General features: G+C 71.0%; 23 protein-coding genes. 19 read left to right on the top strand and 4 right to left on the bottom strand.

Going from position 1 to position 24,888, the window contains the following annotated elements:
• Nucleotides 1-3: 3 nt before the first annotated feature.
• On the top strand, nucleotides 4-462 hold the full coding sequence (locus ABIC70_RS25595) for a type II toxin-antitoxin system RatA family toxin (RefSeq protein WP_354441810.1): 459 nt from the start codon (nucleotides 4-6) through the stop codon (nucleotides 460-462).
• 75 nt (nucleotides 463-537) lie between these two features.
• Here ABIC70_RS25595 and ABIC70_RS25590 read toward each other — a convergent pair whose 3' ends face one another.
• Both ABIC70_RS25590 and ABIC70_RS25585 read right to left on the bottom strand, forming a co-directional pair.
• Nucleotides 538-1,755, bottom strand: a complete 1,218-nt coding sequence (locus tag ABIC70_RS25590; RefSeq protein ID WP_274927297.1) for an FAD-dependent oxidoreductase — start codon at nucleotides 1,753-1,755, stop codon at nucleotides 538-540.
• 22 nt (nucleotides 1,756-1,777) lie between these two features.
• Nucleotides 1,778-2,275 (bottom strand): CinA family protein, encoded by a 498-nt coding sequence (locus tag ABIC70_RS25585; protein ID WP_274927298.1) that lies wholly within the window; start codon nucleotides 2,273-2,275, stop codon nucleotides 1,778-1,780.
• 101 nt (nucleotides 2,276-2,376) lie between these two features.
• Between ABIC70_RS25585 and ABIC70_RS25580 the strand changes: the two genes are divergently transcribed.
• The 4 genes from ABIC70_RS25580 (at nucleotide 2,377) to ABIC70_RS25565 (ending at nucleotide 5,092) form a co-directional block, all read left to right on the top strand.
• Entirely contained in the window at nucleotides 2,377-2,775 is a 399-nt protein-coding gene (locus ABIC70_RS25580; RefSeq protein WP_043757423.1) for an MAPEG family protein, read from the top strand.
• A gap of 105 nt (nucleotides 2,776-2,880) precedes the next feature.
• A complete protein-coding gene (locus tag ABIC70_RS25575; RefSeq protein ID WP_075380227.1) occupies nucleotides 2,881-3,795 on the top strand; it encodes a LysR family transcriptional regulator in 915 nt (304 codons plus the stop codon).
• Between the two features lie 120 nt (nucleotides 3,796-3,915).
• Entirely contained in the window at nucleotides 3,916-4,662 is a 747-nt protein-coding gene (locus tag ABIC70_RS25570) for an SDR family NAD(P)-dependent oxidoreductase (RefSeq protein WP_053609783.1), read from the top strand.
• Between the two features lie 31 nt (nucleotides 4,663-4,693).
• Nucleotides 4,694-5,092 carry a (R)-mandelonitrile lyase gene (locus ABIC70_RS25565; protein ID WP_053609784.1) on the top strand — a complete coding sequence of 133 codons (399 nt, stop codon included), beginning with the start codon at nucleotides 4,694-4,696 and terminating at the stop codon, nucleotides 5,090-5,092.
• A 144-nt stretch (nucleotides 5,093-5,236) separates the two neighbouring features.
• Here ABIC70_RS25565 and ABIC70_RS25560 read toward each other — a convergent pair whose 3' ends face one another.
• The gene (locus ABIC70_RS25560; protein ID WP_075380225.1) at nucleotides 5,237-6,568 is read right to left on the bottom strand and encodes a bifunctional 2-C-methyl-D-erythritol 4-phosphate cytidylyltransferase/2-C-methyl-D-erythritol 2,4-cyclodiphosphate synthase; all 1,332 of its coding nucleotides are present in this window, start codon (nucleotides 6,566-6,568) and stop codon (nucleotides 5,237-5,239) included.
• 171 nt (nucleotides 6,569-6,739) lie between these two features.
• Between ABIC70_RS25560 and dusB the strand changes: the two genes are divergently transcribed.
• Genes dusB through ntrC form a run of 3 tightly spaced genes read left to right on the top strand, consistent with a single transcriptional unit; the run spans nucleotide 6,740 to nucleotide 10,419 of the window.
• A complete protein-coding gene (dusB, locus tag ABIC70_RS25555) occupies nucleotides 6,740-7,765 on the top strand; it encodes a tRNA dihydrouridine synthase DusB (protein WP_354441806.1) in 1,026 nt (341 codons plus the stop codon).
• Complete coding sequence (locus ABIC70_RS25550) at nucleotides 7,762-8,904, top strand: two-component system sensor histidine kinase NtrB (protein WP_043384443.1); 1,143 nt, start codon at nucleotides 7,762-7,764, stop codon at nucleotides 8,902-8,904. Before dusB ends, ABIC70_RS25550 begins: the two co-directional genes overlap by 4 nt.
• 48 nt (nucleotides 8,905-8,952) lie before the next feature.
• The gene (gene ntrC / locus ABIC70_RS25545; protein ID WP_043384440.1) at nucleotides 8,953-10,419 is read left to right on the top strand and encodes a nitrogen regulation protein NR(I); all 1,467 of its coding nucleotides are present in this window, start codon (nucleotides 8,953-8,955) and stop codon (nucleotides 10,417-10,419) included.
• Nucleotides 10,420-10,507: 88 nt separating this feature from the next.
• On the opposite strand, the gene ABIC70_RS25540 is transcribed toward ntrC, so the two are convergent.
• The gene (locus ABIC70_RS25540) at nucleotides 10,508-10,777 is read right to left on the bottom strand and encodes a hypothetical protein (protein WP_043384437.1); all 270 of its coding nucleotides are present in this window, start codon (nucleotides 10,775-10,777) and stop codon (nucleotides 10,508-10,510) included.
• Nucleotides 10,778-10,866: 89 nt separating this feature from the next.
• Between ABIC70_RS25540 and ABIC70_RS25535 the strand changes: the two genes are divergently transcribed.
• The 11 genes from ABIC70_RS25535 (at nucleotide 10,867) to ABIC70_RS25485 (ending at nucleotide 24,749) form a co-directional block, all read left to right on the top strand.
• Nucleotides 10,867-11,040 carry a ribosome modulation factor gene (locus tag ABIC70_RS25535; RefSeq protein ID WP_164706383.1) on the top strand — a complete coding sequence of 58 codons (174 nt, stop codon included), beginning with the start codon at nucleotides 10,867-10,869 and terminating at the stop codon, nucleotides 11,038-11,040.
• A 107-nt stretch (nucleotides 11,041-11,147) separates the two neighbouring features.
• Nucleotides 11,148-12,338, top strand: a complete 1,191-nt coding sequence (gene metC, locus ABIC70_RS25530; RefSeq protein ID WP_043757405.1) for a cystathionine beta-lyase — start codon at nucleotides 11,148-11,150, stop codon at nucleotides 12,336-12,338.
• An 89-nt stretch (nucleotides 12,339-12,427) separates the two neighbouring features.
• Nucleotides 12,428-14,173 (top strand): ArnT family glycosyltransferase, encoded by a 1,746-nt coding sequence (locus ABIC70_RS25525; protein WP_354441803.1) that lies wholly within the window; start codon nucleotides 12,428-12,430, stop codon nucleotides 14,171-14,173.
• Nucleotides 14,170-14,937 (top strand): glycosyltransferase, encoded by a 768-nt coding sequence (locus ABIC70_RS25520; RefSeq protein WP_043384428.1) that lies wholly within the window; start codon nucleotides 14,170-14,172, stop codon nucleotides 14,935-14,937. The genes ABIC70_RS25525 and ABIC70_RS25520 overlap by 4 nt, the downstream gene beginning before the upstream one ends.
• Nucleotides 14,931-15,263 (top strand): lipid-A-disaccharide synthase N-terminal domain-containing protein, encoded by a 333-nt coding sequence (locus ABIC70_RS25515; RefSeq protein ID WP_043384425.1) that lies wholly within the window; start codon nucleotides 14,931-14,933, stop codon nucleotides 15,261-15,263. Before ABIC70_RS25520 ends, ABIC70_RS25515 begins: the two co-directional genes overlap by 7 nt.
• Nucleotides 15,260-15,862 (top strand): pyridoxamine 5'-phosphate oxidase family protein, encoded by a 603-nt coding sequence (locus ABIC70_RS25510; RefSeq protein ID WP_354441800.1) that lies wholly within the window; start codon nucleotides 15,260-15,262, stop codon nucleotides 15,860-15,862. The genes ABIC70_RS25515 and ABIC70_RS25510 overlap by 4 nt, the downstream gene beginning before the upstream one ends.
• A 244-nt stretch (nucleotides 15,863-16,106) precedes the next feature.
• Nucleotides 16,107-17,798 (top strand): methyl-accepting chemotaxis protein, encoded by a 1,692-nt coding sequence (locus ABIC70_RS25505; protein ID WP_354441798.1) that lies wholly within the window; start codon nucleotides 16,107-16,109, stop codon nucleotides 17,796-17,798.
• Between the two features lie 116 nt (nucleotides 17,799-17,914).
• Complete coding sequence (rarD, locus tag ABIC70_RS25500) at nucleotides 17,915-18,811, top strand: EamA family transporter RarD (protein ID WP_043352599.1); 897 nt, start codon at nucleotides 17,915-17,917, stop codon at nucleotides 18,809-18,811.
• A gap of 53 nt (nucleotides 18,812-18,864) precedes the next feature.
• Nucleotides 18,865-21,255, top strand: coding sequence for a PAS domain-containing hybrid sensor histidine kinase/response regulator (locus tag ABIC70_RS25495; protein WP_043757393.1), 2,391 nt, complete (start codon nucleotides 18,865-18,867; stop codon nucleotides 21,253-21,255).
• Nucleotides 21,252-21,533 (top strand): hypothetical protein, encoded by a 282-nt coding sequence (locus tag ABIC70_RS25490; RefSeq protein ID WP_043384418.1) that lies wholly within the window; start codon nucleotides 21,252-21,254, stop codon nucleotides 21,531-21,533. The genes ABIC70_RS25495 and ABIC70_RS25490 overlap by 4 nt, the downstream gene beginning before the upstream one ends.
• 855 nt (nucleotides 21,534-22,388) lie before the next feature.
• A complete protein-coding gene (locus ABIC70_RS25485; RefSeq protein WP_354441795.1) occupies nucleotides 22,389-24,749 on the top strand; it encodes a bifunctional diguanylate cyclase/phosphodiesterase in 2,361 nt (786 codons plus the stop codon).
• Nucleotides 24,750-24,888 lie beyond the last annotated feature (139 nt).

The raw sequence follows: 24,888 nt of genomic DNA, 5'->3' as shown, positions 1-24,888 counted from the left end.
ACCATGCCGTCCTTCCGGGTCACCCGCGCGGTGAAGCACACGCCGCAGCAGATGTACGACCTCGTCGCCGACGTGGAGCGCTATCCCGAGTTCCTGCCGCTCTGCGAATCCCTGCGGATCATCCGCCGCCAGGACATGCCCGACGGCGGCCAAGTGCTGATCGCCGAGATGGGCGTGGGCTACAAGGCGATCCGCGAGCGCTTCACCACCCGGGTCACCCTCGATCCCGCAAACCTCAAGATCGTGGCCGAGTATATCGACGGTCCGTTCCGGCATCTGGAAAACCGCTGGCTCTTCAAGGATGCGCCGAACGGGGGGTGCAACGTCGACTTCTTCATCACCTACGAGTTCAAGAGCCGCACCCTGGGGCTCCTCATGGGCACCATGTTCGACCGGGCCTTCCGCAAGTTCACCGACGCCTTCGAGGGGCGCGCCAACCGGATGTACGGCGCCAGAGCATAGGCCGCACCGTCACCGCGCGCCGCGAAGCCCGCAGGGCCGGCCCTGGATGGCTCCGCCGCGTTCGGGGAAGGGGCGTCAGGCGCGCAGCGGCGCACGCACGTGCTCGGGCCGCACGCCCATGCCGATCATCCGCGCCGGCAGGACCTGCAGTCGCGGCACGGCATCGAGGAGGCGCAGCGCCAGGGGCGCCCGGAACGGCGCATCGGCCGCGAGGGACGCGGCGATCACCCGGGACTGGATCATCCGCTGGAGCGCCTGGGTCGCCCGGACCGGGAACATCCGCCGGGCCTGGACCCGGGCGAGATCGGCCTCCGAGAGCCGGCCGGCCCGCAGGGGTTCGACCAGGAGGTTGGCCGCCGCCACCGCATCCTGGATCGCCAGGTTGATCCCGACGCCGCCCACGGGCGACATCGCGTGCGCGGCATCGCCGATACAGAGCAGCCCGGGTCGGTACCAGCGGTCGAGCCGGTCGACGGTGACGGTCAGGAGCTTGACGTCGTCCCAATCGGCGATGGCCGCGGTGCGGTCGGCCAGGAACGGCGCGATCGCCGCCACCGCCGCCCGGAAGGCCGGCAGGCCCTTCGCGCGGAGCTCCGCGTCGCCGCCCTTCGGCACCACGTAGGCGCATTGCCATAGGTCGCCCCGGTCGAGGGTGATCAGGATCCGCCCCGGACCGAACCGTCCGGCCGCCGCCTCCGGGTCGCCTTCCCGGCGCGGCAGGCGGAACCACAGCACGTCGATCGGCGCCCCGAAGGCCCGGGGCGTAAAGCCCGCGCGCGCGCGCATCCGCGAGTGACGGCCATCCGCACAGAGCACGAGATCGGACCGGATCTCCACCGGCCTATCCGGTCCCTCGGCCCGCACGCCCGCGATCCGACCATCCGCCTCGATGAGATCGCGGGCCTCGGTCCGGCGGAGCAGCCGGAACCCCGAATACTGGGCCGCCGCGCCGGCCAGAAAATCCAAAAAGTCCCATTGCGGCATGAAGGACAGGAAGCGGTTCCGGGTCGGCAGCCGGCTGAAATCGGCGACCCGGTAGCTGCGTCCGTCGACGACGCCCGAAAAGGTCTCGACGCGCCGCTGGGGGAGGGCGCGGAAGCGCTCCGTGAAGCCCAGCTCGTCCATCAGGTCGAGGGTCGAGGGGTGGATCGTGTCGCCGCGGAAGTCGCGCAGGAAATCCGCGTGCTTCTCCAGGACGGTCACGTCGATCCCGGCGCGGGCGAAGAGCAGTCCGGCCATCATCCCGGCCGGGCCGCCGCCGACGATGCAGAGGCGCGTCGTCACCCTGTCCATGGACGTCCCTCCCGGGTTGCGGTCAGCCGCGAATGGCCTCCTCCAGAAGGCCGAGGGCGTCGGCGACCGCAGCGCAGCGGATGCCCGCGCGTCCGAGATCGCCGTAGCGACGCTCCAGAAGGCGGATGCCGCCCTCCCTCTGGGCGAGGCCGAAATGCACGAGTCCGACCGGTTTCTCGGCGCTGCCGCCGCCGGGTCCGGCAATGCCGGTGATCGCCACCGCGACGGAGGCCCGCGATGCGGCGAGTGCGCCCGCGGCCATCGCTCCCGCCACCGGCGCGCTCACGGCACCGTGCTGGCGGATCAGATCCATCGGCACGCCGATGGCTTCGGCCTTGGCCTCGTTCGAGTAGGTCACGAACCCGCGCTCCACGACGGCCGAGGAGCCCGGTACCGCGGTCAGCAGGCCCGCCACGAGCCCGCCCGTGCAGGATTCGGCCGTGGCGATCGTGCGCCGGGCCGCCGTGTAGGCCGCCACCAGCGCCTCGGCCCGCGCGAGAAGCTCTGCGTCTTCGATCATCGCGAACGGGCTCCCGTCAGGCGGCTGCGCCCTATCTCGTGTTGTGACCCAAGGCCGAGCCCGGCTCAAGGACCGGCGGCCGCCATCGGAGACACCCATCCATGATCTTCCCCGCGACCACGGCCGTCTTTGCCGGGCTGCTCGCCCTCGTGTACCTCGGCCTCTCGGGCTGGGTGATGGCGAGCCGCGTCTCCGGCAACGTGCTGTTCGGGGACGGGGGCGACGAGACGATGCTCAAGCGCGTCCGCTCGCACGCCAATTTCGCGGAATACGTGCCCCTGGCGCTCATCGTCATCGGCCTTCTGGAGGCGGGCGGCGGCGGCCACACTCTGGTCCAGGCCCTGCTGATCGCCCTGCTGGTCGGCCGGATCCTGCACCCGATCGGGATGTTCGCGCCCCCGAACTCCCCGCGCCAGTTCGCCTGCCGGGGCGGCGGCATCCTGCTGACGATGGCGGCTTTGGCCATCGCGGCGATCGCGCTGCTGCTGCGGGTGGCCTAGGGCCGGCGGTCGCGCGGCTCGGCAGCCTCGGGGGCTGCTTTCGACACGGCGCAGTCGGGATGCGGCACGACTTGCTTTCCCGCGCGCCGGCCTTCCACTGCGTCGATGCGCATCAATCGGACCGAGCTCGCCGATCTCGGAACCTTCCTCGCCATCGCGCGCCATCGCAACTTTCGGCGTGCGGGCCTGGAGCTTGGCGTCAGCGCCTCCGCGTTGAGTCACGCGCTCAAATCGATGGAGGCGCGCCTCGGGGTGCGGCTGGTCAACCGCACCAGCCGCAGCGTCACCCTTACCGCGGCAGGGGAAGATCTGCTCGCGTCCCTGGATGCGCCTTTCGCAGCGATCGGCTGCGCACTCGACCTGCTCAATCAGCACCGCGAGCCGGCCAAAGCCACAGGCCGGATCCGCCTCAATGTGCTCGAACATGCGAGCACGCTGCTGCTCGCCCCTGTGCTGCCCCTCTTCCACGAACGCCATCCGCGGGTCGAGATCGACGTCCGGGTGTCCAACGACCTGCTCGACGTGGTGGACGCCGGAGCCGATGCGGGCATTCGGTATGGCGGAACGGTTCCCCAGGACATGGTGGCACAGCGCCTGTCGGCCGATCTGCGCTGGGTCGTGGTCGGTCGGCCGTCCTACCTTGAGCGCCACGGGACGCCCGATCATCCCCGCGACCTCGCGGCTCACCGATGCCTGCGCATCCGCCTCGGCGACGACAGCCTCTACCGATGGGAGTTCGAGAGGGAGGGCGAGACGATCGCGCTCGACGTTCCAGGGGCGGTCACGCTCGACAACACGCAATTCGCCCTGACCCTGGCGGCGGCGGGCGGCGGGCTTGCCTATCTTCCGGAACCCTGCGTCGGACCGTCAGTCGCCCGCGGCGAGCTACGCATCGTGCTGGCAGACTGGGTCGTCGCGGGGGCCGGCTTCCACCTCTACTATCCCGGACGTCGCCAGTTGCCGACCGGATTGCGGCTCCTCGTCGACCTGATCCGCGAGGTGAGACCGCTTGGCCTGTAAGGCCAATGCCATTCGGCGGTGAACTCCGCTCATCGCCTCATTGAAGGGGACACGGCTGACCCGAACGCTGCGCGATGTCTACGTCAGGCCCCTCATCGAGGTCAGCGAGGACATCAGGACATGCGCCGTTTCCCAGGAAAGGTCGCTTTCGTCACGGGCGCCGCCAGCGGCATCGGCCGGGCTACCGCCATCGCCTTCGCGAGGGAGGGGGCTCAGGTCGCGATCACGGACCGCACCGAGGCGCCGCTGGAGGAACTCCGGGCCGAGATCGAAGCGGACGGCGGCGCGGTGCTGGCGATCCGCTGCGACGTGTCGGTCCCGGCGGACGTGGAAGCAGCGGTGGCCAGCACCGTCGCGCAGTTCGGCCGCCTCGACTGCGCCTTCAACAATGCAGGCATCGAGAACAAGGCCGCTCCGGTCCACGAGATCGCTCTGGATGAGTGGGACCGGATCCTCGACGTCAACCTGCGCGGCACATTCCTGTGCATGAAGCAGGAGATCGCTCAGATGCTGCGCCAGGGCAGCGGCGTGGTGGTGAACACCGCGTCCGGTGCGGCCATCAGGGGCGTGGCGGGAGGGGCGAGCTATGCCGCCTCCAAGCACGCGCTCATCGGCCTCACCAAGTCCGCCGCCCTCGACTATGCGAAGTCGAACATCCGGGTGAACGCCGTCCTGCCGGGGAACATCGAGACGCCGATGATGGACCGCTTCACCGGCGGCGATATCCAGAAAGCCATCGCTCTTGAGCCGGTCGGGCGACTGGGCAAGCCCGAGGAGATCGCGGACGCCGTCCTATGGATGTGTTCGGACCTCGGTTCGTTCGTGACCGGCGCGTCGATCTCGGTCGATGGAGGCTGGTCGCTCTAGGCGATGTCCGGAACGCAGGAGAATCGATCCGATGGACATCAAGCGCAGCGGAAGCCAGCCGTCGGGTCAGGGACCGTCCGCGTGGTTCACCGGCACGGTCCGGATCGACCCACTTCACAGCGCCCCCGATCCGGCCCGGGTTGCCATGGCGAGCGTGACCTTCGAGCCGGGTGCGCGCACGGCGTGGCACACACACCCGCTCGGCCAGACGCTGATCGTCACGTTCGGGCGCGGGTGGGTCCAACGTGACGGCGGCCCCATCGAGGAGATCGCACCGGGCGACGTCGTCTGGTTCGAGCCGAACGAGCGACACTGGCACGGAGCGACCGCGTCCACGGCGATGACACATATCGCCATCCAGGAGTGCCTGGACGGCGAGGCGGTGACGTGGATGGAACAGGTCACGGACGGAGCGTACGACGGTCCCTGAGCCCGTGATGCGAAGTCCGCCTTTGACGTTCGGCCGCCGACGGCAGACCGTCGCAACGCCACCCAGGGCAGCGCCTCCGAGGGTCGCGCCGCTGATCCACACCCGAGGCTTCGGGCTCGATGGGCCGCCGGCGCGCCGACGACGTCAGCCCTGCCGCATCGCGGTCTCGGCCTGCGCATCGAGGGCGGGACCGTCCTCCTCGGGCAGCCGCACGGTCGCGGCGGCCTGGGCGGCGAGGCCTTCGGCCCGGCCGACGAAGCCGAGCTTCTCGGTGGTCGTCGCCTTGATGGAGACCGCCGAGAGCGGCACGCCCGCGATGGCGGCGATGCGCGCGCGGATCTCCTCGCGGTGCTTCCCGATGCGCGGCGCCTCGGCCAGCACGGTGATGTCGAGGTGGTCGATGCGGCCGCCGCGGGCACGGACCAGCCCGCAGGCATGGGCCAGGAACTGGTCCGAGGACGCCCCGCGCCAGCGCTCGTCGGAGGGCGGGAAATGGGTGCCGATGTCGCCGTCCGCGATGGCGCCGAGCAGCGCATCGGTCAGGGCGTGCAGCGCCACGTCGCCGTCGGAATGGGCGAGGACGCCCCGATCCGCGGGGATCTTCACGCCGCCCAGCCAGACATGGTCGCCGGTGGTGAAGGCGTGCACGTCGAAGCCGGTGCCGAGGCGGGTCACGTAGGTGGTCATGGCGCGGGCTCCCGGCGCTGGCAATTCGGTGGTCTCGGTCGCGAAGGCGCGGTCCGCCTCGATCAGGTCGGCGGGCTGGGTGATCTTGCGGTTGGCGACGTCGCCCGCAAAGACCACCACCGGCAGGCCGGCCCATTCGGCGAGCGCGCCGTCGTCGGTGAAGCCGTCGAGGCCCTGCGCGGCGGCGTCCCTGTGGGCGGCGAGCAGCGGACCGAAGGAGAAGGCCTGGGGCGTCTGCACCGCGCGGAGGTGCTCCCGGGGCGGCGTCTCGTGCACCCGGCCGATGCCGGGCGCGATATCGACGACGCGCTTGACCGTGTCGGTCACCGGGACGCCGGGTACGGCCGCGCCGTGATCCCGCCCCGCCGCGATCGCCCGGGCGATGAGCGCGGCGTCCACATAGGGGCGCGCCGCGTCGTGGACCAGAACGATCTCGGGCGCCGACCCGACCGCCAGGGCTTCGAGCCCGGCGCGCACGGAGAGCTGGCGGGTCGCCCCGCCCGCCACCGGCGCCGTGATCTTCGCGCGGATTGCGGGTGGAAGTTCGTCCAGGCAGTTCCGGAAGAAGTCCGCCGCATCGGCGGCGATCACCGGCTGGATGCGCGCGATCCCGTCATCCGCGGCGAGGGCCGCCAGGGTGCGGGTGAGGACCGCCTGTCCACCGACCCGGCGGTACTGCTTGGGCGTGCCGCCGCCGATGCGGATACCGCGGCCCGCGGCCACCACCACCGCGGCGACGCCGGCTCCCGCGCTGGCGGGTCCGATGGCTGGCGTGCCGGTGGCGGACATGGGCGACGAACTCGTGAGGGCCTGAGGAGCGGAGGGGCGGCCGGCGCGCGGGCCAGCGCTGCCGCCGGAAGCCTGCCGCAGAGGGTGCCCGTCGTTTAAGCGGGGGAGGGCCCGAAATCAACGCGCGGTCCCGCTTGCCAGCGGGCCGGGCTTGCCTCATTGTTGTGCAGAATGACGACTGACCATTATTTGAGCGCGCTGCGCCGCGAAGGTGCGAAGGCCGGAGCGGCAGACGCCGCCCCGCTCTGCCTGCTTGCCCCGCTTTCGGGTGTCACCGACCTGCACATGCGCCGCATCGCCCGCCGCTGCGGCGCCGACGCGGTCATCTCCGAGATGGTGGCGGCGCGGGAACTCACCCGCGGCTCCGGCGAGGCCACCCTGCGCGCGGAAGGCTCCGGCGTCGACCTGCACGTGGTCCAGCTCGCGGGCTGCGAGGCCGCCCCGATGGCGGAGGCGGCCCGGCTGGCGGAGGCCGGGGGCGCCCACGTGATCGACGTGAACATGGGCTGCCCGGCCAAGATCGTCACGGGGATCGCGTCAGGCTCGGCGCTGATGCGCGACCTCGACCACGCCGAGCGCCTGCTCGCGGCCGTGCGGGGCGCGGTGTCGGTCCCGGTGACCGTGAAGATGCGCCTCGGCTGGGACGACGCGAACCGCAACGCCGCCGATCTCGCCGCCCGCGCCGAGCGGCTGGGCCTCAACGCCGTGACCGTCCACGGACGGACCCGGCAGCAATTCTACAAGGGCCGCGCCGACTGGGCGGCGATCCGCTCGGTGGTCGCGGCGGTGTCGATCCCGGTGATCGCCAACGGCGACGTGACCGACCTCGCCAGCGCCCGGGCCTGCCTCGCGGCGTCCGGGGCGGCGGGGGTGATGATCGGCCGGGCGGCGACCGGCCGGCCCTGGCTGGTCGGGCACATCGCGTCGGCCCTGGCCGGGCGGCCGGTGCCGGAACCGGCGCGGGCCGATCAGGCCTCCCTGGCCGCCGAGCACTATGCGGGGCTCCTGTCGCTCTACGGCCGGGACATGGGCGTGCGGCACGCGCGCAAGCACCTCGCCGCCTATGCCGAGACCGGAGGGGCGCTGGACCCGGCCGAGCGCGCGGCGCTGCTCACCACCACCGATCCGGCGACGGCCCAGGCCCTGCTGGCCCGGGCCTTTGCGGGCTCGGCGGATCCTGTCCAGGAGGCCGCGTGAGCGACGATTCCCTCCCGCAGGCGACCGGCAGCCGGCGCGACACCGCCGCCGAGGCCGTGCTCAACGCCCTGCCGCTGCCGGTCCTGACCATCGGCGGCGACGAGCAGATCCTCCACTGCAACCACGCCGCGGAGGCCTTCTTCGACTATTCGGCGCGGCTGATGCAGCGCCGGCGGCTCCGCGACATCATCCCCTTCGCCTCGCCGATCATCGCCCTGGTGGCCGAGGTCCGGCGGCGGCGCGCCAGCGTCAGCGAGTACCGGGTCGAGCTGACCCAGCCCCGCCTCGGCCTGGAGCGCAGCGTCGACGTGTTCGCGACGCCGCTCGGCGACGACGGCGACGCCGTGGTGATGATGCTCCAGGAGCGGACCATCGCCGACAAGATGAACCGCCAGCTCACCCATCGCGGCGCCGCGCGCTCGATGGTGGCGCTGGGCGCGATGCTGGCCCACGAGATCAAGAACCCGCTCGCCGGCATCCGCGGCGCGGCGCAGCTCCTGGAGAGCACCGGCGCCGAGGAGGACCGGCTGCTCACCCGCCTGATCTGCGACGAATCCGACCGGATCGTCCGCATCGTCGAGCGCATGGAGCTGTTCGGCGACGAGCGCCCCTCGGATCGCGGTGCCGTCAACGTTCACGGGGTGCTCGATCAGGTGAAGCGCTCGGCGCAGTCGGGCTTCGCGCGGCATATCCGCTTCATCGAGACCTACGACCCGTCGCTGCCGCCGGTTCTCGGCAACCGCGACCAGCTGATCCAGGTGATCCTGAACCTCGTGAAGAACGCCGCGGAGGCGATCGGCCCGGACGCGGTCGAGGGCGAGATCACCCTGTCGACCGCCTTCCGCACCGGCCTGCGCCTGCAGGTGCCGGGCTCCCGCGAGCGGGTCAGCCTGCCGATCGAGGTGGCCGTGCGCGACAACGGCCCGGGCATCTCGGCCGACCTGCTGCCGGACCTGTTCGATCCGTTCGTCACCACCAAGGCACAAGGCTCCGGCCTCGGTCTTGCATTGGTGGCCAAGATCGTCGGCGATCACGGTGGGATCGTCGAATGCGATCCTGCCCCGCGCCGCACGGCGTTCCGCATCCTTCTGCCGATGTCGAGTGCCCGGGACGGGCGCGAATCGGCGGTCGATCCGTGATGTCGATCCCCGAATCCGGCCCCCCGTCGGAGGTCTGAGTAGAGAGTCATGCCGAACGGCCACATCATCGTCGCCGACGACGACGCCGCAATCCGCACCGTGCTCAACCAAGCGCTGTCACGGGCGGGCTACGAGGTTCGCTCGACGGGCAATTGCGCCACCCTCTGGCGCTGGGTCGCGCAGGGGGAGGGCGACCTCGTCATCACCGACGTGGTGATGCCCGACGAGAACGTGTTCGACCTGCTGCCGCGCATCAAGCGCGTGCGGCCGGAACTGCCGATCATCGTCATGAGCGCGCAGAACACCTTCATGACGGCGATCCGCGCCTCGGAGCGGGGTGCCTACGAGTACCTGCCCAAGCCCTTCGACCTGAAGGAGCTGATCGCCATCGTGGGCCGAGCGCTCTCGCGTCCCCGCGGCGCGGCGCCGGCCGGGGCGCCCCCCGAGAACGAGGACATCCCGCTGGTCGGGCGCTCGCCCGCCATGCAGGAGATCTACCGGGCGCTGGCCCGGCTGATGCCGACCGACCTCACCGTGATGATCACCGGCGAGTCCGGCACCGGCAAGGAGCTGGTCGCCCGGGCGCTGCACGATTACGGCCGCCGCCGCACCGGCCCGTTCGTGCCGGTCAACATGGCGGCGATCCCGCGCGACCTGATCGAATCCGAGCTGTTCGGCCACGAGAAGGGCGCCTTCACGGGGGCCCTGCAGCGCTCCGCGGGCCGGTTCGAGCAGGCCGAGGGCGGGACGCTGTTCCTCGACGAGATCGGCGACATGCCCATGGAGGCGCAGACCCGGCTGCTGCGCGTCCTCCAGCAGGGCGAATACACGACCGTGGGCGGGCGCGTCCCGATCCGCACCAACGTCCGGATCATCGCGGCCACCAACAAGGACCTGCGGGTCTCGATCCAGCAGGGCATCTTCCGCGAGGACCTGTTCTTCCGCCTCAACGTCGTGCCCCTGCGGCTTCCGGCCCTGCGCGAGCGCTCCGAGGACGTGCCGGATCTCGTCCGCCACTTCTTCGTGCTGGTCGAGCGCGAGGGCCTGACCCGGAAGACCCTCGACGGGGACGCCATGGAGCGTCTCAAGCGCTACCGCTGGCCGGGCAACGTCCGCGAGTTGGAGAACCTCGTCCGCCGGCTGGCCGCCCTCTACCCGCAGGAGACGATCACCGGCCCGGTGATCGAGGCCGAGCTCGACACCCTTCCGCTGGCGACGCCCGCGGCCCCGGCCGCCAACGGCGCGGCCCGCAAGGCCAACGGGGAGTCCGAGAGCCTGTCCAGCGCGGTGGAGCGCCACCTCTCGGATTATTTCTCCGGCTATCGGGACACCCTGCCACCCCCCGGGCTGTATCACCGGATCCTGCGGGAGATCGAAGGCCCGCTGATCGGCGCGGCGCTCGCCGCCACCCGCGGCAACCAGATCCGCGCGGCGGAACTGCTCGGCGTCAACCGCAACACCCTGCGCAAGAAGGTCCGCGACCTCGACCTGCAGGTGTTCCGCACGGCGCGTTAGCGGCGGCCGGCCGCAAGGCTGCTTCGCGGCCGCCGCCGCGCTCCGGCGCCTCGGGATGCGATCCGGGGCGGGACAGGCGTGACGGTGCTCAGCGGCCCGGCAGGATCGGGTCGCCGCGCATCAGCGCGTGGAGCCGCTCGGTGTCGAACCCGTTCGGGATGCTGGGCACGGCCGGCTTCGGCGCGGGCGCGGCCTTGACCGGAGCCGGGATCGACCCCGTCGCCGACGGCTCGGCCTGGGCGGCGCGGACCACGGGCGCCGGCGCCAGATGGGCGAGCCGATCGGCGCTGACGAGGGCGACGGTCGCCGTCGAGACGAGGACGAGGACGGCGCCGAGGAGGGAACGCAGGATACGCACGCAACGACCCGGGACGCGACTTGAGACGGCAACAGATTTACGGCGCGGCCGTTAACGAAGCCCCACCCTCAAGTCTTCGGGAGGCGATATTGACCAACGTCCAGGCCACCGCGAGCGACAGCCCGTTCATCCAGGGCCGCAACGCGCGCCTCTACGGAAAACCCGTGAGCGAATGCCCCTATCCGGAAGGCTCCCAGGAGCGCGCCGCCTGGATGGAGGCCTACGAGGAGGCCGCCGTCTCCGATTCGCCCGAGACCCCGTGAGCGCGGCAAACACGGCGTCTCAGGGCTGCGGAACGCCGCGTCCGGCTTGACCTCGCCGGATGCGGCGCGCTTCGTGCGGTGCACCGCAACGCGATCACCGAGCCTCGATGTCCCTGAAGCCTTCGCCCGACGCCCAGCAGACCTTCGCGCCCGCGACGCGCCTCGTGCATGCGGGCCGCGATCCGGGCGAGCAGCACGGCTTCGTGAACACGCCGATCTATCGGGGCTCCACAGTCCTCTATCCGACCTACGACGCGATCAAGAACCGGCGCGGGCGCTACAATTACGGCACCTCGGCGACACCCACCATGGACGCGCTGACGACCGCCTGGACGGAACTCGCCGGCGCCGCCGGCACCGTCGTGACGCCCTCGGGCCTCGCGGCGCTCACCGTCGCGCTGATGGCCGCGGTCTCGGCGGGCGACCATCTCCTCGTCACCGATTCCGCCTACCGGCCGACCCGCCAGTTCTGCGACGGCGTGCTGGCGCGCTACGGCGTCGAGGTCACCTATTACGACCCGATCATCGGGGCCGGCATCGCGGACCTGATGCGCCCGAACACCCGGGCCGTGCTGGTCGAGGCCCCCGGCTCGCAGAGCTTCGAGATGCAGGACGTTCCCGCGATCGCCGAGGTCGCGCACGCCCGCGACGCCTGCGTGATCATGGACAACACCTGGGCGACGCCGCTGCTGTTCCCGCCGCATGAGCGCGGGGTCGACATCGCCGTGGAGGCCGGAACCAAGTACCTGAGCGGCGGCTCGGACCTGCTGATCGGCCTGACCTCCGCCAACGCGCGCTACTACCCGGCCGTGCGCCGCACCTTCGACCATTTCGCCATGTGCGCCGGCGCCGAGGACATCTTCCTGGCGCTGCGCGGCCTGCGCACCATGAACCTGCGCCTGCGCGAGCACGGCCGCGCCGGGCTGGAGATGGCCCGATGGTTCCAGGCGCGGCCCGAGGTGCTGCGGGTGCTCCATCCCGGCCTGCCCGAGGATCCCGGCCACGCGATCTGGACGCGCGACTTCGCGGGCGCCTCGGGCCTGTTCGGCGTGATCCTCAAGCCGGTGCCCGAGGTGGCTTTGGCCGCCATGCTGGACGGGCTGCAGCTGTTCGGGATGGGCTTCTCCTGGGGCGGCTTCGAGAGCCTCGTGATCCCGTTCGACTGTGCCGGCTACAGGACCGCCACGAAGTGGGCGCCCGGCGGACCGGCCCTGCGCTTCCATATCGGCCTCGAGGACACCGCCGACCTCAAGGCCGACCTCGATGCCGGCTTCGCGCGCCTGCGGGCCGCCACGTAAGGCGGATCGGGGCGCCGACGGCGGGGGGCGACCGGCGACGACGCGGCTGCATTTGACCTTCCCGCCCGATCCTGATTGACCGGCCCGGCATGACCACGAGCCTCTCCGCCGACGGCGCTCCGCGCCTCGCCCCAGTCGACCGGATCGGCCGCGGACTCGACGCGCTGAGCCTCACCCATGGCCGGGCCGTCGCCGCCCTGCTGGCGCTGTGCCTGATCCTGTTCCTGCCGGGCCAGATCTCCCTGCAGCCGATGGATCGGGACGAGCCGCGCTTCGCCCAGGCCTCGAAGCAGATGCTGGAGAGCGGCGACCTCGTGGATATCCGCTTCCAGGGCGAGGCGCGGCACAAGAAGCCGGTGGGGATCTACTGGGCCCAGGCCGCCGCCGTGGCGGCCGGCGAGGCGCTGGGCGTGCCCGGGGCCCGCACCCAGATCGCCCTGTACCGCATCCCCTCGCTGATCGGCGCCATCGCCTCGGTGCTGCTCGCCTACTGGGGGGCGCTGGCCTTCCTGCCCCGCCGGCCCGCACTGCTGGCGGCCGCCCTCTACGGCGCCTGCCTGATGCTCTCGGCCGAGGCACACCTCGCCAAGACCGACGCCCTGCTCGCCGCCTGCGCCACCGCGAGCCTTGCCGCACTCGCCCGCGCTTGGCTGGCGCCGCGGGACGGCAGGCCGACCTCTGGGCCGACCTCAGGGCCGACCTCCGGACCAACCTTTGCGGCATTCTGGCTCGGGATGGCGGTCGGGATCCTGGTGAAGGGGCCGATGGTGCCGCTCTTCGTCGCGCTGCCGGCGCTCGGCCTGTCGCTTCGGGCGCGATCCGCCCGCTGGCTGCTGCCCCTCCGGCCCTGGCCGGGCCTCGCCCTCACGCTCCTGCTGGTGGCACCCTGGTTCGCGGCGATCACCTGGAAGAGCGGCGGCGCCTTCTACGCCGAGGCCGTCGGGCACGACATGCTCGGCAAGGTCGGCGGGGCGGCGGAGCGGCACTGGGGGCCACCCGGGGCCTACGCGCTCGTGTTCTTCGCCACCTTCTGGCCCGGGGCGGCCTTCGCGGCCATGAGCCTGCCCTTCGCGTGGCGGGCGCGGCGGGAGCCCGCCGTGGCCTTCCTCATCGCCGCGGTGCTGCCGGCATGGCTGATCTTCGAGGCGGTGCCCACCAAGCTGCCCCACTACGTGCTGCCGCTGATGCCCTGGCTCGCGATCCTCACCGCGCTGGCGTTGTCCCGCGGAGCGCTGGATCCGCGCCTGCGGGGCGCGCGCCTGACGGCCCTGCTGGTGCCGGCGATCCCGGTCGCGCTCAGCCTCGGCCTCTGCCTCGCGGGCTGGCGCCTCGACGCCCACACCATCCCGTGGCCGGCTCTGCCCCTGCTCGCCGCCGCCTGCGCGGTCGCGATCCTGGCCTGGCTCGCCTTCGCGCAGGGATCCGCCGAGCGCGCCCTCGCGCTCGGGGTCCTGGCCTCGGCCCTGCTCGGTCCGGCGGTGCTCGGCGTGGCGCAGCGTTCGCTGCCGGCTTTGAAGGTCTCGCCCCGGCTCGCGGCCCTGCGCGACCGGGTGCCTTGCCCGAACCCGCAGGTAGCGAGCCTGGGCTACCGCGAGCCGAGCCTCGTGTTCCTGATCGGCACCGGCCTCGCCCTGCCGCCCGACGGCGCCGCGGCGCGATCCTTCCTGGAAGGCGGCGGCTGCCGCCTGCTCTTCGTGGAATCCCGGGACCGCGACGACTTCAACGCGGCTTGGCCGGTGGGGCGCGGCGCACCCGCCCCCCTGGCGGAGGTCGAGGGTTTCAACCTCAATACCGGCCGCCGGGTCTTCGTGACGGCCTACGCGGTGGCCCCGTGAACGCGAATCCCCATCTCAGCGTCGTCGTGCCGGTCAAGAACGAGGCCGGCAACATCGCGCCCCTGGTGGCCGAGATCGAGGCCGCCTGCGCGGGGCTGGCCTTCGAACTGATCTACGTGGATGACGGCTCCACCGACGGCACCCCGGCGGCCCTGGCGGCGGCCCGGGCCGGGCGCCCCTGGCTGCGGGCGCTGCGCCACGCCCGGAGCGGCGGCCAGTCGGCGGCGGTGCGCAGCGGCGTCCTCGCGGCCCGCGGCGCGATCGTCGCGACCCTCGATGGCGACGGCCAGAACGATCCGGCCTTCATCCCCGCCCTGCTGGAAGCCCTGGAGGCGGCGGGGCCCGGCGCCGGCCTCGCCCAGGGTCAGCGGCGCGGCCGCAAGGACGGCCCGTTCAAGATGCTCCAGTCCCGGATCGCCAACGGCGTCCGCGGACGGATCCTCAACGACGCCACCCGCGATACCGGCTGCGGCCTGAAGGTGTTCCGGCGCGCCGTATATCTCAGGCTGCCGTATTTCGACGCCCTCCACCGGTTCATGCCGGCCCTGGTGGCCCGGGAGGGCTTTTCGGTGGTCCACCGCGACGTGGTCGACCGGCCGCGGCTGACGGGGGTATCCAATTACGGCCTGTTCGACCGCCTCTGGGTCGGGCTCCTCGATCTCGCCGGGGTCTGGTGGCTGATCCGGCGCAAGCGCGCCGATCCGCGGCCCGAGGAGATCGTCGACCCGGCCGGCCAACCCGCAGACCAGGACGTCGGATGCTGATCCAGCTCGCCCACGATCTGCCGGCCTATTTCTACGACGTGTTCGTCACCCGGCTCGACTTCTGGCTGGTCTTCGGCATCGTCGCACAGGTGGTGTTCGGCTCGCGCTTCATCCTGCAATGGATCGCCAGCGAGCGGGCCGGGCGGAGCGTGATGCCGCTGTCGTTCTGGTTCCTGTCGATCCTCGGCGGGCTGATGACCCTGGTCTACGGGTTCGTGCGCCGCGAGCCGGTGATCATCATCGGCCAGGGGCTCTCCACCGGGATCTACCTGCGCAACCTCGCGCTGATCTTCCGCGAGCGGCGGCGGAGGCGCGGCAACCCGTGAGCCGCGCGCCGCTGCCCGCCTATTACGACGACCTGGACGCGACGTTCGCGGCGCTGTGGGGCCATCTGGCGGACGGCGCCGCGCACGGCCGCAGCGGGTTCCACCTGCCGGTGGTGGCGACGCTCGGCGCGGCGGGCGGCCCGCGGCTGCGCACGGTGGTGCTGCGCGCCGCCGACCGGGATGCCGGAACCCTCCGGTTCCACTGCGACCGCCGCTCTGACAAGGCCGCCGAGATCCTGGCGAACCCGGCCTGCGCGCTCACGGCCTACGACGAGGCGACGAAGATCCAGATCCGCATCGAGGGGCGCGCCGCGCTGCACGTCGACGACGCGGTGGCCGAGGCGGCCTGGGCCGGGTCCCGGGCGATGAGCCGGGTCTGTTACGGGAGCGAACCCGGCCCGGGCACGGCCCTGCCGGCGGGGGACGCCTACGCCCTGCCGGACGAGGCCGCGGCCGAGGCGCTGGGATGGCCGCATTTCGCCGCCGTGCTGGTCCGGGTGGAGCGCCTGGATTTCCTCTACCTCGACCGCCGCGGTCACCGGCGGGCCGCCTGGCACCGGTGCGGGTCGGCATGGCAGGGCGGCTGGCTGGCCCCCTGAAAGAGTGCCGCCGCGCGGGGAAGATGTCGCGCGCGCGACGGCCCGCCGGGGCGCACTCGTCCGAACACGCGGAACGTGCCGCGATTCGACGCGCCGACGGTTGAACGCGAATTCAATCCACACGTCCCGGATGAAAGATTGCGCGACAATCCCATTCGATGTCCGATCCGTCCCAAGCCCCGCGTTCGCAATCGACTTCGCCATCCGCCAACACATAAGCAGCGGCAGCGCGGAGTTTTTCCCAGTGCGTCGCCACTTCAAGTTCCCCATTGCCGTCAAGATCGCCTTCGCGTTCGCCTTCATCGCGGTGAATGCGGTCGGCTTTCTATGGTATATCTCCAAACGGATGACCGCGGCCGATGCGGCCTACAGCGCCTATCTCGGCAACGACGCCACGGCGGCCACGATGGCGGCACGCCTCGGACGCGTGGTCTATCAGATGAGCTACGTGGCCTTCCGCACCCTCGGCGAGGCCGATCCGGACGCGTCGGACCGCATCGGCGCCGCGTTCGAGCCCCTTCCGGCCGAAGCCGCACGCCTCCTCGACGGCGTGCGCCGGAACGCCCCGACATTCGACGATCGGACCGACCGGATCGCGACGCTCCTGGGCACCTACATCGCACTCACCGGCGAGATGTGCGCCATGGCCAAGAAGGGCATGAGCGCCCAGGCCCTGACGCTGGCGCACACGCAGGTGGATCCGCTCCAGAAGACGCTGTTTGCCGCCCTCGACGCCTTCGTGGACGATCTGAGCACGTCGATCCGCACGGGTTCCGCGGCCCTCAGCGCGGACACCCGCACGACCTTGTCCTGGGCGATCAGCCTGTCGGCGGGCGGCATCGCCGCCAGCATCCTGATCGGTGTTCTGGTGGTGCATGTCGGCGTCGCCCGCCCCCTCGGCCGGTTGACGGCCGCTCTGAAAGCCATGTCGGCCGGGCGGCTCGACGCGGAGGTCCCGGAAGCGCGGCGCGGCGACGAGATCGGTGCCATCGGCAGCGCCGTCGCGGGCATCAAGGCCCTCGTCGCGCGGAAGGCCGTCGCGCAGGCAGAGACCGCGCGGCGGCAGGCCGAGGACGCCGCCGCCGACCGCAGCCGGACCCTCCTGCGGCTCGCCGAGGGCTTCGAGCTGACGGTGGGACGCATCATCGGCTTGGTGTCGGAGTCGATCGCCGCCCTCCAGACCACCGCCCGGACCATGACCGTCACGGCGACGCGGACCGTCGGCGAATCCACGGCGGTCGCGGGTGCCGCCGAGACGGCCGCGCGCGACGTCGGCACGGTGGCGGCCGCCGCCGAGGAACTCGAAACCACCGTGGCGGAGATCGGCCGGCAGATCGGCGGCTCGGCCATCCTCGCTCGGAGCGCCGTCGTCGAAGCGGATCGGACCGCGACCCTCGTGCAGGATCTCAGCGCCGCCGCCGCCAAGGTCGGCGCGGTGGTGGAGCTGATCGGGGCCATCGCGCGTCAGACCAACCTGCTGGCGCTCAACGCCACCATCGAGGCGGCCCGCGCCGGAGCGGCGGGGCGGGGCTTCGCGATCGTGGCGAGCGAGGTGAAGGACCTCGCCGCGCAGGCGGCCCAGGCGACGGGCGACGTCTCGGGACAGATCGGCCGCATCCAGGGCGTGACCGATCAGGCGGTCGCGGTGATCGCCGCGATCACCGCACGGATCCGCGAGATCGACGGGGTCGCCGCCAGCGTCGCGGCCTCGGTGACGCAGCAGGAGGCGGCCACCCGGGCGATCGCCCGCAACGTCGTGCAGGCCTCCACCGGCACCCGCGCGGTGACCACCACCATGGCGGCCGTTGCCGCGGCTGCCGGAGAGACCGGGACGGCCGCCGATCGGGTGCAGGCCTGCGCCGCCGCGCTGGCCCGCCAATCCGAGGACCTCGACGGTGAGGTTCGGCGCTTCCTCGCCACGATCCGCGCGGCGTGAAGCCCCGACCGCGACCGCCGGATGGCTGCCCTGCGCGGCCCCCCCTGACAGGGACTGGCCCGGCACGCTAAAGCCCGCCGACCCGGCCGCCCATCCGGGTCGACCGGGAGGACGCCGTGGGCCTCGTCTACGCGCTCGCCGCCTATCTGAGCTGGGGCCTCCTGGTTCCGGTGCATTTCCGGATGCTCGGGGCCTACACCCCGTATCATATCCTGGCGGAGCGCATCGTCTGGTCGAGCCTGTTCGCCGGCGCGTTGGCGCTGGTCCTCGCGGCGCGCCACCGCCTGAACCTGCCGTTCCCGCTGCGCAAGCGGCACGCGCTCCTGCTGCTCTCGGCGGCCATGATCGGCGTGAACTGGCTGCTCTACCTCTACGCGGTCAGCAGCGGGCACCTGCTCGACGCGAGCCTCGGCTACTACATCAATCCCCTGGTCAGCGTGGCGTTCGGGCGGGTGGTGCTGGGCGAACGGCTGCGGCCGGCGCAGGCGCTCGCCATCGGCATCGCCGCGACGGGCGTCGCCGTCGCGGTGGTCTGGGCCGGTGAGCTGCCCCTCATGTCGCTGTCGCTGGCGGTGAGCTTCGCGCTCTACGGGCTCGCCCGGAAGATCGTCGCCGTCGACGCGCTGGTCGGATTCCTGGCCGAGACCCTCCTGCTCCTGCCGGCCGCCATCGTCTGGCTCGTCCTCTCGCCCGAGCCGTTCCTGCCGTCCGCGCCGGGCGACCGCGCGCTCCTGATGCTCACGGGCCTGACCACCGCGCTGCCGCTGATCTGGTTCGCCGCCGCGGCGGTGCGCCTGCGGCTCACCACCCTCGGCCTGCTGCAATACGTGGCGCCCACCTGCCTGCTTCTCCTCAGCGTCCTCGTCTACGGCGAGCACGTCGAGCCGCACCGGGCGCTGATGCTGGCGCTGATCTGGGTGGCACTCGCGCTCTACACGGTGGACGCCCTGCGGTTTCGCCGCCTGCCGGCCGCGGCGTCGCCGCGGTCGGATCCGGACGCGATGCGTGTATAAGGAATACTGGTATAGGCCGCCGCTGGGGCGGATGACGGGACAGCGTCGGGTCGATGAGCGAGACTGAGAGCGGCCCAGGATCCGTCACGGATGCCGATTACCGCAACCTCGCCGAGACGCTGCCGCAGCTCGCCTGGATCGCCGAGGCCGACGGCACGATCATCTGGTACAATCAGCGCTGGTACGATTTCACCGGCACGTCCCTCGAGGACATGCGGGGATGGGGCTGGCGCACGGTCCATCACCCGGATCACGTCGAGGCGGTGACCGAGCGCTACCGGGCCGCGATCACCCTGGGCCGGTCCTGGGAGGACACGTTCCCCCTGCGCGGGCGGGACGGGACCTATCGCTGGTTCCTGTCGAAGGCGCTGCCGCACCGGGACGAATCCGGGCGGATCCTGCGCTGGTACGGGACCAACACCGACATCACCGGCCGCCGCGCCATCGAGGAGCGCCTGCGCCATTCCGAGCAGCGGTTCCGGGCGCTGGTCGACGCCTCGGCGGCGGTGATCTGGAACACCAACGCGGCGGGCGAGCTGATGCCGCCGCAGGTCCGCTGGAGCATCTATACCGGCCAGACCGAGGAGGCCTACCAGGGCTGGGGCTGGCTGGATGCCGTCCATCCCGAGGACCGGGGTCACGCGGCCGATGCCTGGGCCGCCTCCGTGGAGGCGCGGGCGCTCTACGAGGTCGAGTACCGGCTGCGCCGCCACGACGGGGCCTGGCGCACCATGGAGGTGCGCGGCGTGCCGGTCCTCGCCGAGGACGGTTCCCTCCGGGAATGGGTCGGCACCTGCGTCGACGTCACCGACCGGAAGGAGGCCGAGGAGGCGGTGGAGCGCGCCCGCCAGGCCGCCGAGGCGGCCAACCGGGCGAAAAGCCAGTTCATCGCCAACATGAGCCACGAGCTGCGCACGCCGCTCTCGGCGGTGATCGGCTATTCCGAGATGCTCGGCGAGGAGCTGGAGGATATCGGCCAGGCCGCCCTCCTGCCCGACCTGCGCAAGATCGAGGCGGCCGCGCGCCACCTGCTGTCGCTGATCAACGACGTCCTCGACATCTCGAAGATCGAGGCCGGCCGCATGACCGCCTCGGCCGAGACCTTCGCGGTGGCGGACCTGCTCCGCGATGTCGGCGATTCCACCGGTTCGCTGATGGAGAAGAAGGGCAACCGCTTCGTCCTCGATGCCGGCGAAGGGGCGGGCGCCGATCTCGGGTCCATGCACCAGGATCAGACCAAGATCCGCCAGTGCCTCGTGAACCTGCTCGGCAACGCCGCCAAGTTCACCGAGAAGGGGACGATCACCCTGACGGTGCGGCGGCACCGGGAAGAGGGGGCGGACTGGCTGTCCTTCGCGGTCGCCGATACCGGGATCGGCATGACCGAGACCCAGATCGGGCGGCTGTTCGAGCGCTTCGTCCAGGCCGACGACTCGACCACCCGCCAGTTCGGCGGCACGGGTCTCGGGCTCGCCATCACCCGCGCCTTCTGCGAGGCGATGGGCGGCGACATCGGCGTCACCAGCGTTCCGGGGGCGGGGGCGACCTTCACGGTCCGCCTGCCCGCGATCCTGAGCCCCGAAGATGCGCCGACGGCCGAGGCCGAGGCTCTCACGCCGGTGGAGCCGCACGAGGAGCACGAGACGGTGCTGCTGGTCGACGACGATCCGGCCGCCCGGGAGCTGCTCCAGCGCTTCCTGGAGCGCGAGGGCTTCCACGTCCGCAGCGCCAATGACGGCCGCGCCGGCCTGACGCTCGCCCGGGCGCTCCGGCCGCGGGCGATCCTGCTCGACGTCGAGATGCCCCGCATGGACGGCTGGGCGGTGCTTCACGCCGTGCGCAACGATCCCGAACTGGCCGGGACCCCGGTGATCATGACCTCGGTGGTGGCCGAGCAGGGGCTCGGCCAGGCGCTCGGCGCCACCGACTATTTCGTCAAGCCGATCGACTGGGACCGGCTCAAGGGCCTGATGGAGCGCTACCGGCCCGAGGCGCCGAACGAGGCACGGGTCCTCGTGGTGGATGACGATGCGGATGCCCGGGAGCGCCTGCGCCGCTCCCTCGGCCGGGAGGGCTGGACCGTCGACGAGGCGGAGAACGGCCGGATCGCCCTGGAACGCTTCAGCCAGGCCCGGCCGAGCCTGATCCTGCTCGACCTGATGATGCCCGAGATGGACGGGTTCGGCTTCCTGCGGGCGCTCCGCTCGCGGCCCGATGGCGACGTGCCCGTGGTGGTGCTGACCGCCAAGGAGATCACCACCGCCGAGAAGGAGAGCCTGAACCGGCAGGCCGACCGGGTGATCGCCAAGGGCTCCATGAGCCTCGCGGAGATCGGCCGGCAACTGCGCGTCCTCTACGCGCGTTCGGCGAACGAGCCGGTTCCGGGACAGCTTCAGGGCCTGCTCGCGCAGCTCGCGGAGCAGGAGGGCGGAGAGAGACCATGAGCGATTCCGGGATCGATGCGGACAAGGCGGTGGCCATCCGCCTGCGGGCACGGCTGGCGGTGGTGGAGCGGGCGGCGTGGTTCGGCCTCGTCCACGCCATGAAGACGCGGCCGGCCGAGACCGAAGCCTATTTCGCCTCCGAGCGGGCGCGCTGCACGGAGGGTTTCGGCAGCGGGGCCTGGGCCAAGGATCTCACCGACGCCGAGCGCCGGATGCTGGCCGCGGAGGTGGATGCCGGGCTGGCGCAGTTGCTGGAGGAGGCCCGCGCCGAGGTGTGAGACGCCGCCGCCCCCTCGCGGGCGCGGCGAAGTCCTCCGATTGCGCGACACCGGGAGGCCGCATTCGGTCGTGGTTCGCTTGGCCGCGCGCGAGGACGGCGCGGGCAGCATCGACCGGGATGCCGTGACACTGCCCGTGCGGGACGACCCGCAGGCGGAAGCAGCATCACGCCTGCGCCGGTCAGGCCCTTAGCAGGGTGGGGACGGCGATCTTTTGCAGATCCGGGCCAATCACACGCCATCGCGCACCGGCGCGACCGGCGTCCCGGCAAGGATCCGGCCCGCGTATCAACGACGCCGTTCCAGCCGCATGCGCGGCGATCACATCCATACGACGAATGCTTGACATTCAATACAACAACGAGGCTTGAATACTATAAGTTCGGCCAAGAAATGCGTTAGATAGCGACAGGCAAAAGAGCCAGGCCGTCGCGAGACTCCATGGTCCGGCCAAACCTGCCGGATCCGGCGCGGCATTCGCTATGTCACAGGCGGCGCGATAGGCCTTCTCACGAAAATTGAGACCGATCATTTCTTCGAGAACAACTCGAGACATCGCGAAGCGCGAAAACATTCTTCCGGCCTATTACCGACGGTATGGGCGGCTGGCTGTAGTCCTCAGTATTCCGGAACAGCGAATCGGCCGCGTTCGCGCCCGGAGCTTCGACGTCGTGGAGACTCGGAGCTCCGGCGGTCGAAACCGGCAGATTTTGACGCCGTTCGGCAAGACATCCGAGCTTGCCCGACACCTTCAATTTTTGGTTGTTACACCCGGCCGTCTATGGGGGCACGCCCAGAGAATTTTTCACGATGATGATTTAGTTTGCGCACATCTTTGTGGTGCATGATGATCCTATGGATCTCTTCGTCGCAGCCCTTCTGGACAGTCAGGCGGCCGGTTTCGCCCTGGCGGCGATGATCATCTGCTTTTTCAGTGCGTGGCTGCTCGTCCACTTCATCCGGCAAGCGGAGAGCGCTTCGGCGCGTATCAGGAGGCGCTGGCAACTCGGAACGGCCGTGGTTGCCGGGACCGGCGTTTGGACCACCCACTTCGTCGCGATGCTCGGGTACCGGACCGACCTCCTTCTGAATTACGAGGCAGCGACGACCCTGGGCTCCGCGGCCGTGGCCATTGTCGCGGTCGGCGGGCCGCTGGCCCTGTCGACGCAATGCGCGCGGACATGGACGCGCGCAGCAGCCGGCGCGGCGGCGGGCTTGGGGATCGGCGGCATGCACCTCATCGGCATGGCCGCGTTGAGGGGCTGCAGCCAAACGCAATCGCCCGACCTCGACATCCTGGCGAGCCTCATCGGCGGCATCTGTATGGCGTTGGCTCGGACCGTGGCGCGACATGCCCGTCCACCGCTTATCACCCTGTTTCTCATCGTGTCCGCGGTCTGCGGCACGCACTTCATCTCCATCGCCGGCACCACCCTGGTCGGAGCGCGGTCCGATCAGCTCCTGCCGATCATGCAGGTCCAACTCGCTGCCCTCGCCGCGGCGGGCGCCGCCATCCTCCTGCTCGGCACATTGCTCGCCCTGCTGGTTGCCAAGCGCTTCGAGGGGCAGGAGGCCACGCACGCGCGAATCCTGGCGACGACATTGCAGAACATGTCGAACGGGATCCTGAAGGTTTCCGGCGCCGAAGTCGTCGAGTTGTACAACGAGAAACTGTGCACGATGCTCAACCTGCCGCCGGGAAGCATGGCCCGAGGCATGAGCTTATCGACGTTTCTGGATGTGACCGGCCGCGCCAATGCCTGGGACGAAACCCGCATCGCGCGGGTGCTGGCGAATCATCGGACCTGGATGGCCCGGAGCGAGGAGACGCTCGTCGAGCATACGTTCGACGACGGCCGGATCCTGTCCATCGCCTGCCAGCCCATCGACGATGGCGCGGTGCTGACCTTCGACGATGTTTCGCGGGAGAAGCAGGCGCAGCGAGAGATCCTGCACCTCGCCTACCGTGATCCCCTCACGGGTCTGGCAAATCGCCGCTCGCTCATCGAACACATGGCGCTCGTTCATGAGACCGGACAGGCCTTCACGCTCCTGCTGATCGATCTCGATCGGTTCAAGGCGGTCAACGACACGTTCGGTCACGGCGTCGGCGATCGCCTGCTCGTCACCGTTGCCACGCGCCTGCGCGCCCTAGCGGGCGCGTCAGGGTTCGTGGCGCGCCTGGGCGGCGACGAGATGGCCGTGGTCACACAGGCGGATGCCGATGCAGCGAGCCGCCTGGCCGAAGACATCATCGTGGACGTCGAGAAGCCGTACGCCTTCAACGACCTCACCGTCATGGTCGGTTGCAGCATCGGCTTGAGCGACAACGCGGATCGGTCGAGTCCGGAAGAGCTGCTGCAGCGCGCCGACATCGCTCTGTACGAGGCGAAGCGTCACGGACGAGGACGCGCGGCGCATTACGCGTCGGGCATGATGGAGGCCGTCGCCGAGCGCCACACCCTGGAGAACGACATCCGGATCGCCTTGACGGAGGGGCAGTTTCATCTCGCCTACCAGCCCATCATGGCGCTCGCCGATGACGCTGTCGTCGGCTTCGAGGCGCTGATCCGGTGGCAGCATCCGACGCGGGGTCTCGTCGCGCCGGCAAGCTTCATCCCGGTGGCGGAGGAGACGGGGCTGATTGTGCCGATCGGGACCTGGGTGCTGGGCGAGGCGTGCCGCCAAGCCACCCGCTGGCAGCCGCATCAGCATGTCGCCGTGAACGTGTCGGCCGTCCAGTTCCGCTCGCCGATGCTTCTCGCCCACATCACCGCAGCTCTGGCCGAGAGCGGGTTGCCGCCGCACCGATTGGAGATCGAGTTGACGGAGACGGCGCTGGTCGAGGACGGGCGTCAGATCGCCCACACCCTCTCCGCCCTGCGCCAGCTCGGTCTCAAGATCGCGATGGATGATTTCGGGACCGGCTACTCGTCCCTCGCACACCTGCGCGATCTGCCTCTGGACCGGATCAAGATCGATCGCAGCTTCGTAGCGGCCGCGCTGACGGACAACCACTCGATGGCGGTGATCAAGGCGATCACCCAGATGGGCCGCGACATGAACATCCTCACCCTTGCCGAAGGGGTCGAGGATGCGGATCAGCTGGCGCTTCTCAGGCAACTGGGCTGTGATGCCGTCCAGGGTTACCTGATCGGGCGCCCGGAACGACCATCGTCATCGCCGCCGCCCGCAATGGCAAGCGGCGCTCGCTAAGGTCGGTGGGACCGTCGGTCACGCTCGGCTCCTCCGAAGGCGGGCCACCGATCCGCAGAAGACGCCCGAGCCGGCCTCCACGCAGACGCGCCGCCTCGAGACCGAAACGACCGGCTTGAGCGCGGGGACCGGCACCGCC

The organism is Methylobacterium sp. 1973, assembly GCF_040545035.1.
GTDB lineage: Bacteria > Pseudomonadota > Alphaproteobacteria > Rhizobiales > Beijerinckiaceae > Methylobacterium > Methylobacterium fujisawaense.
Note: the sequence above shows the minus strand (reverse complement) of the source record. Positions and strands in the feature narration are given on the sequence as shown.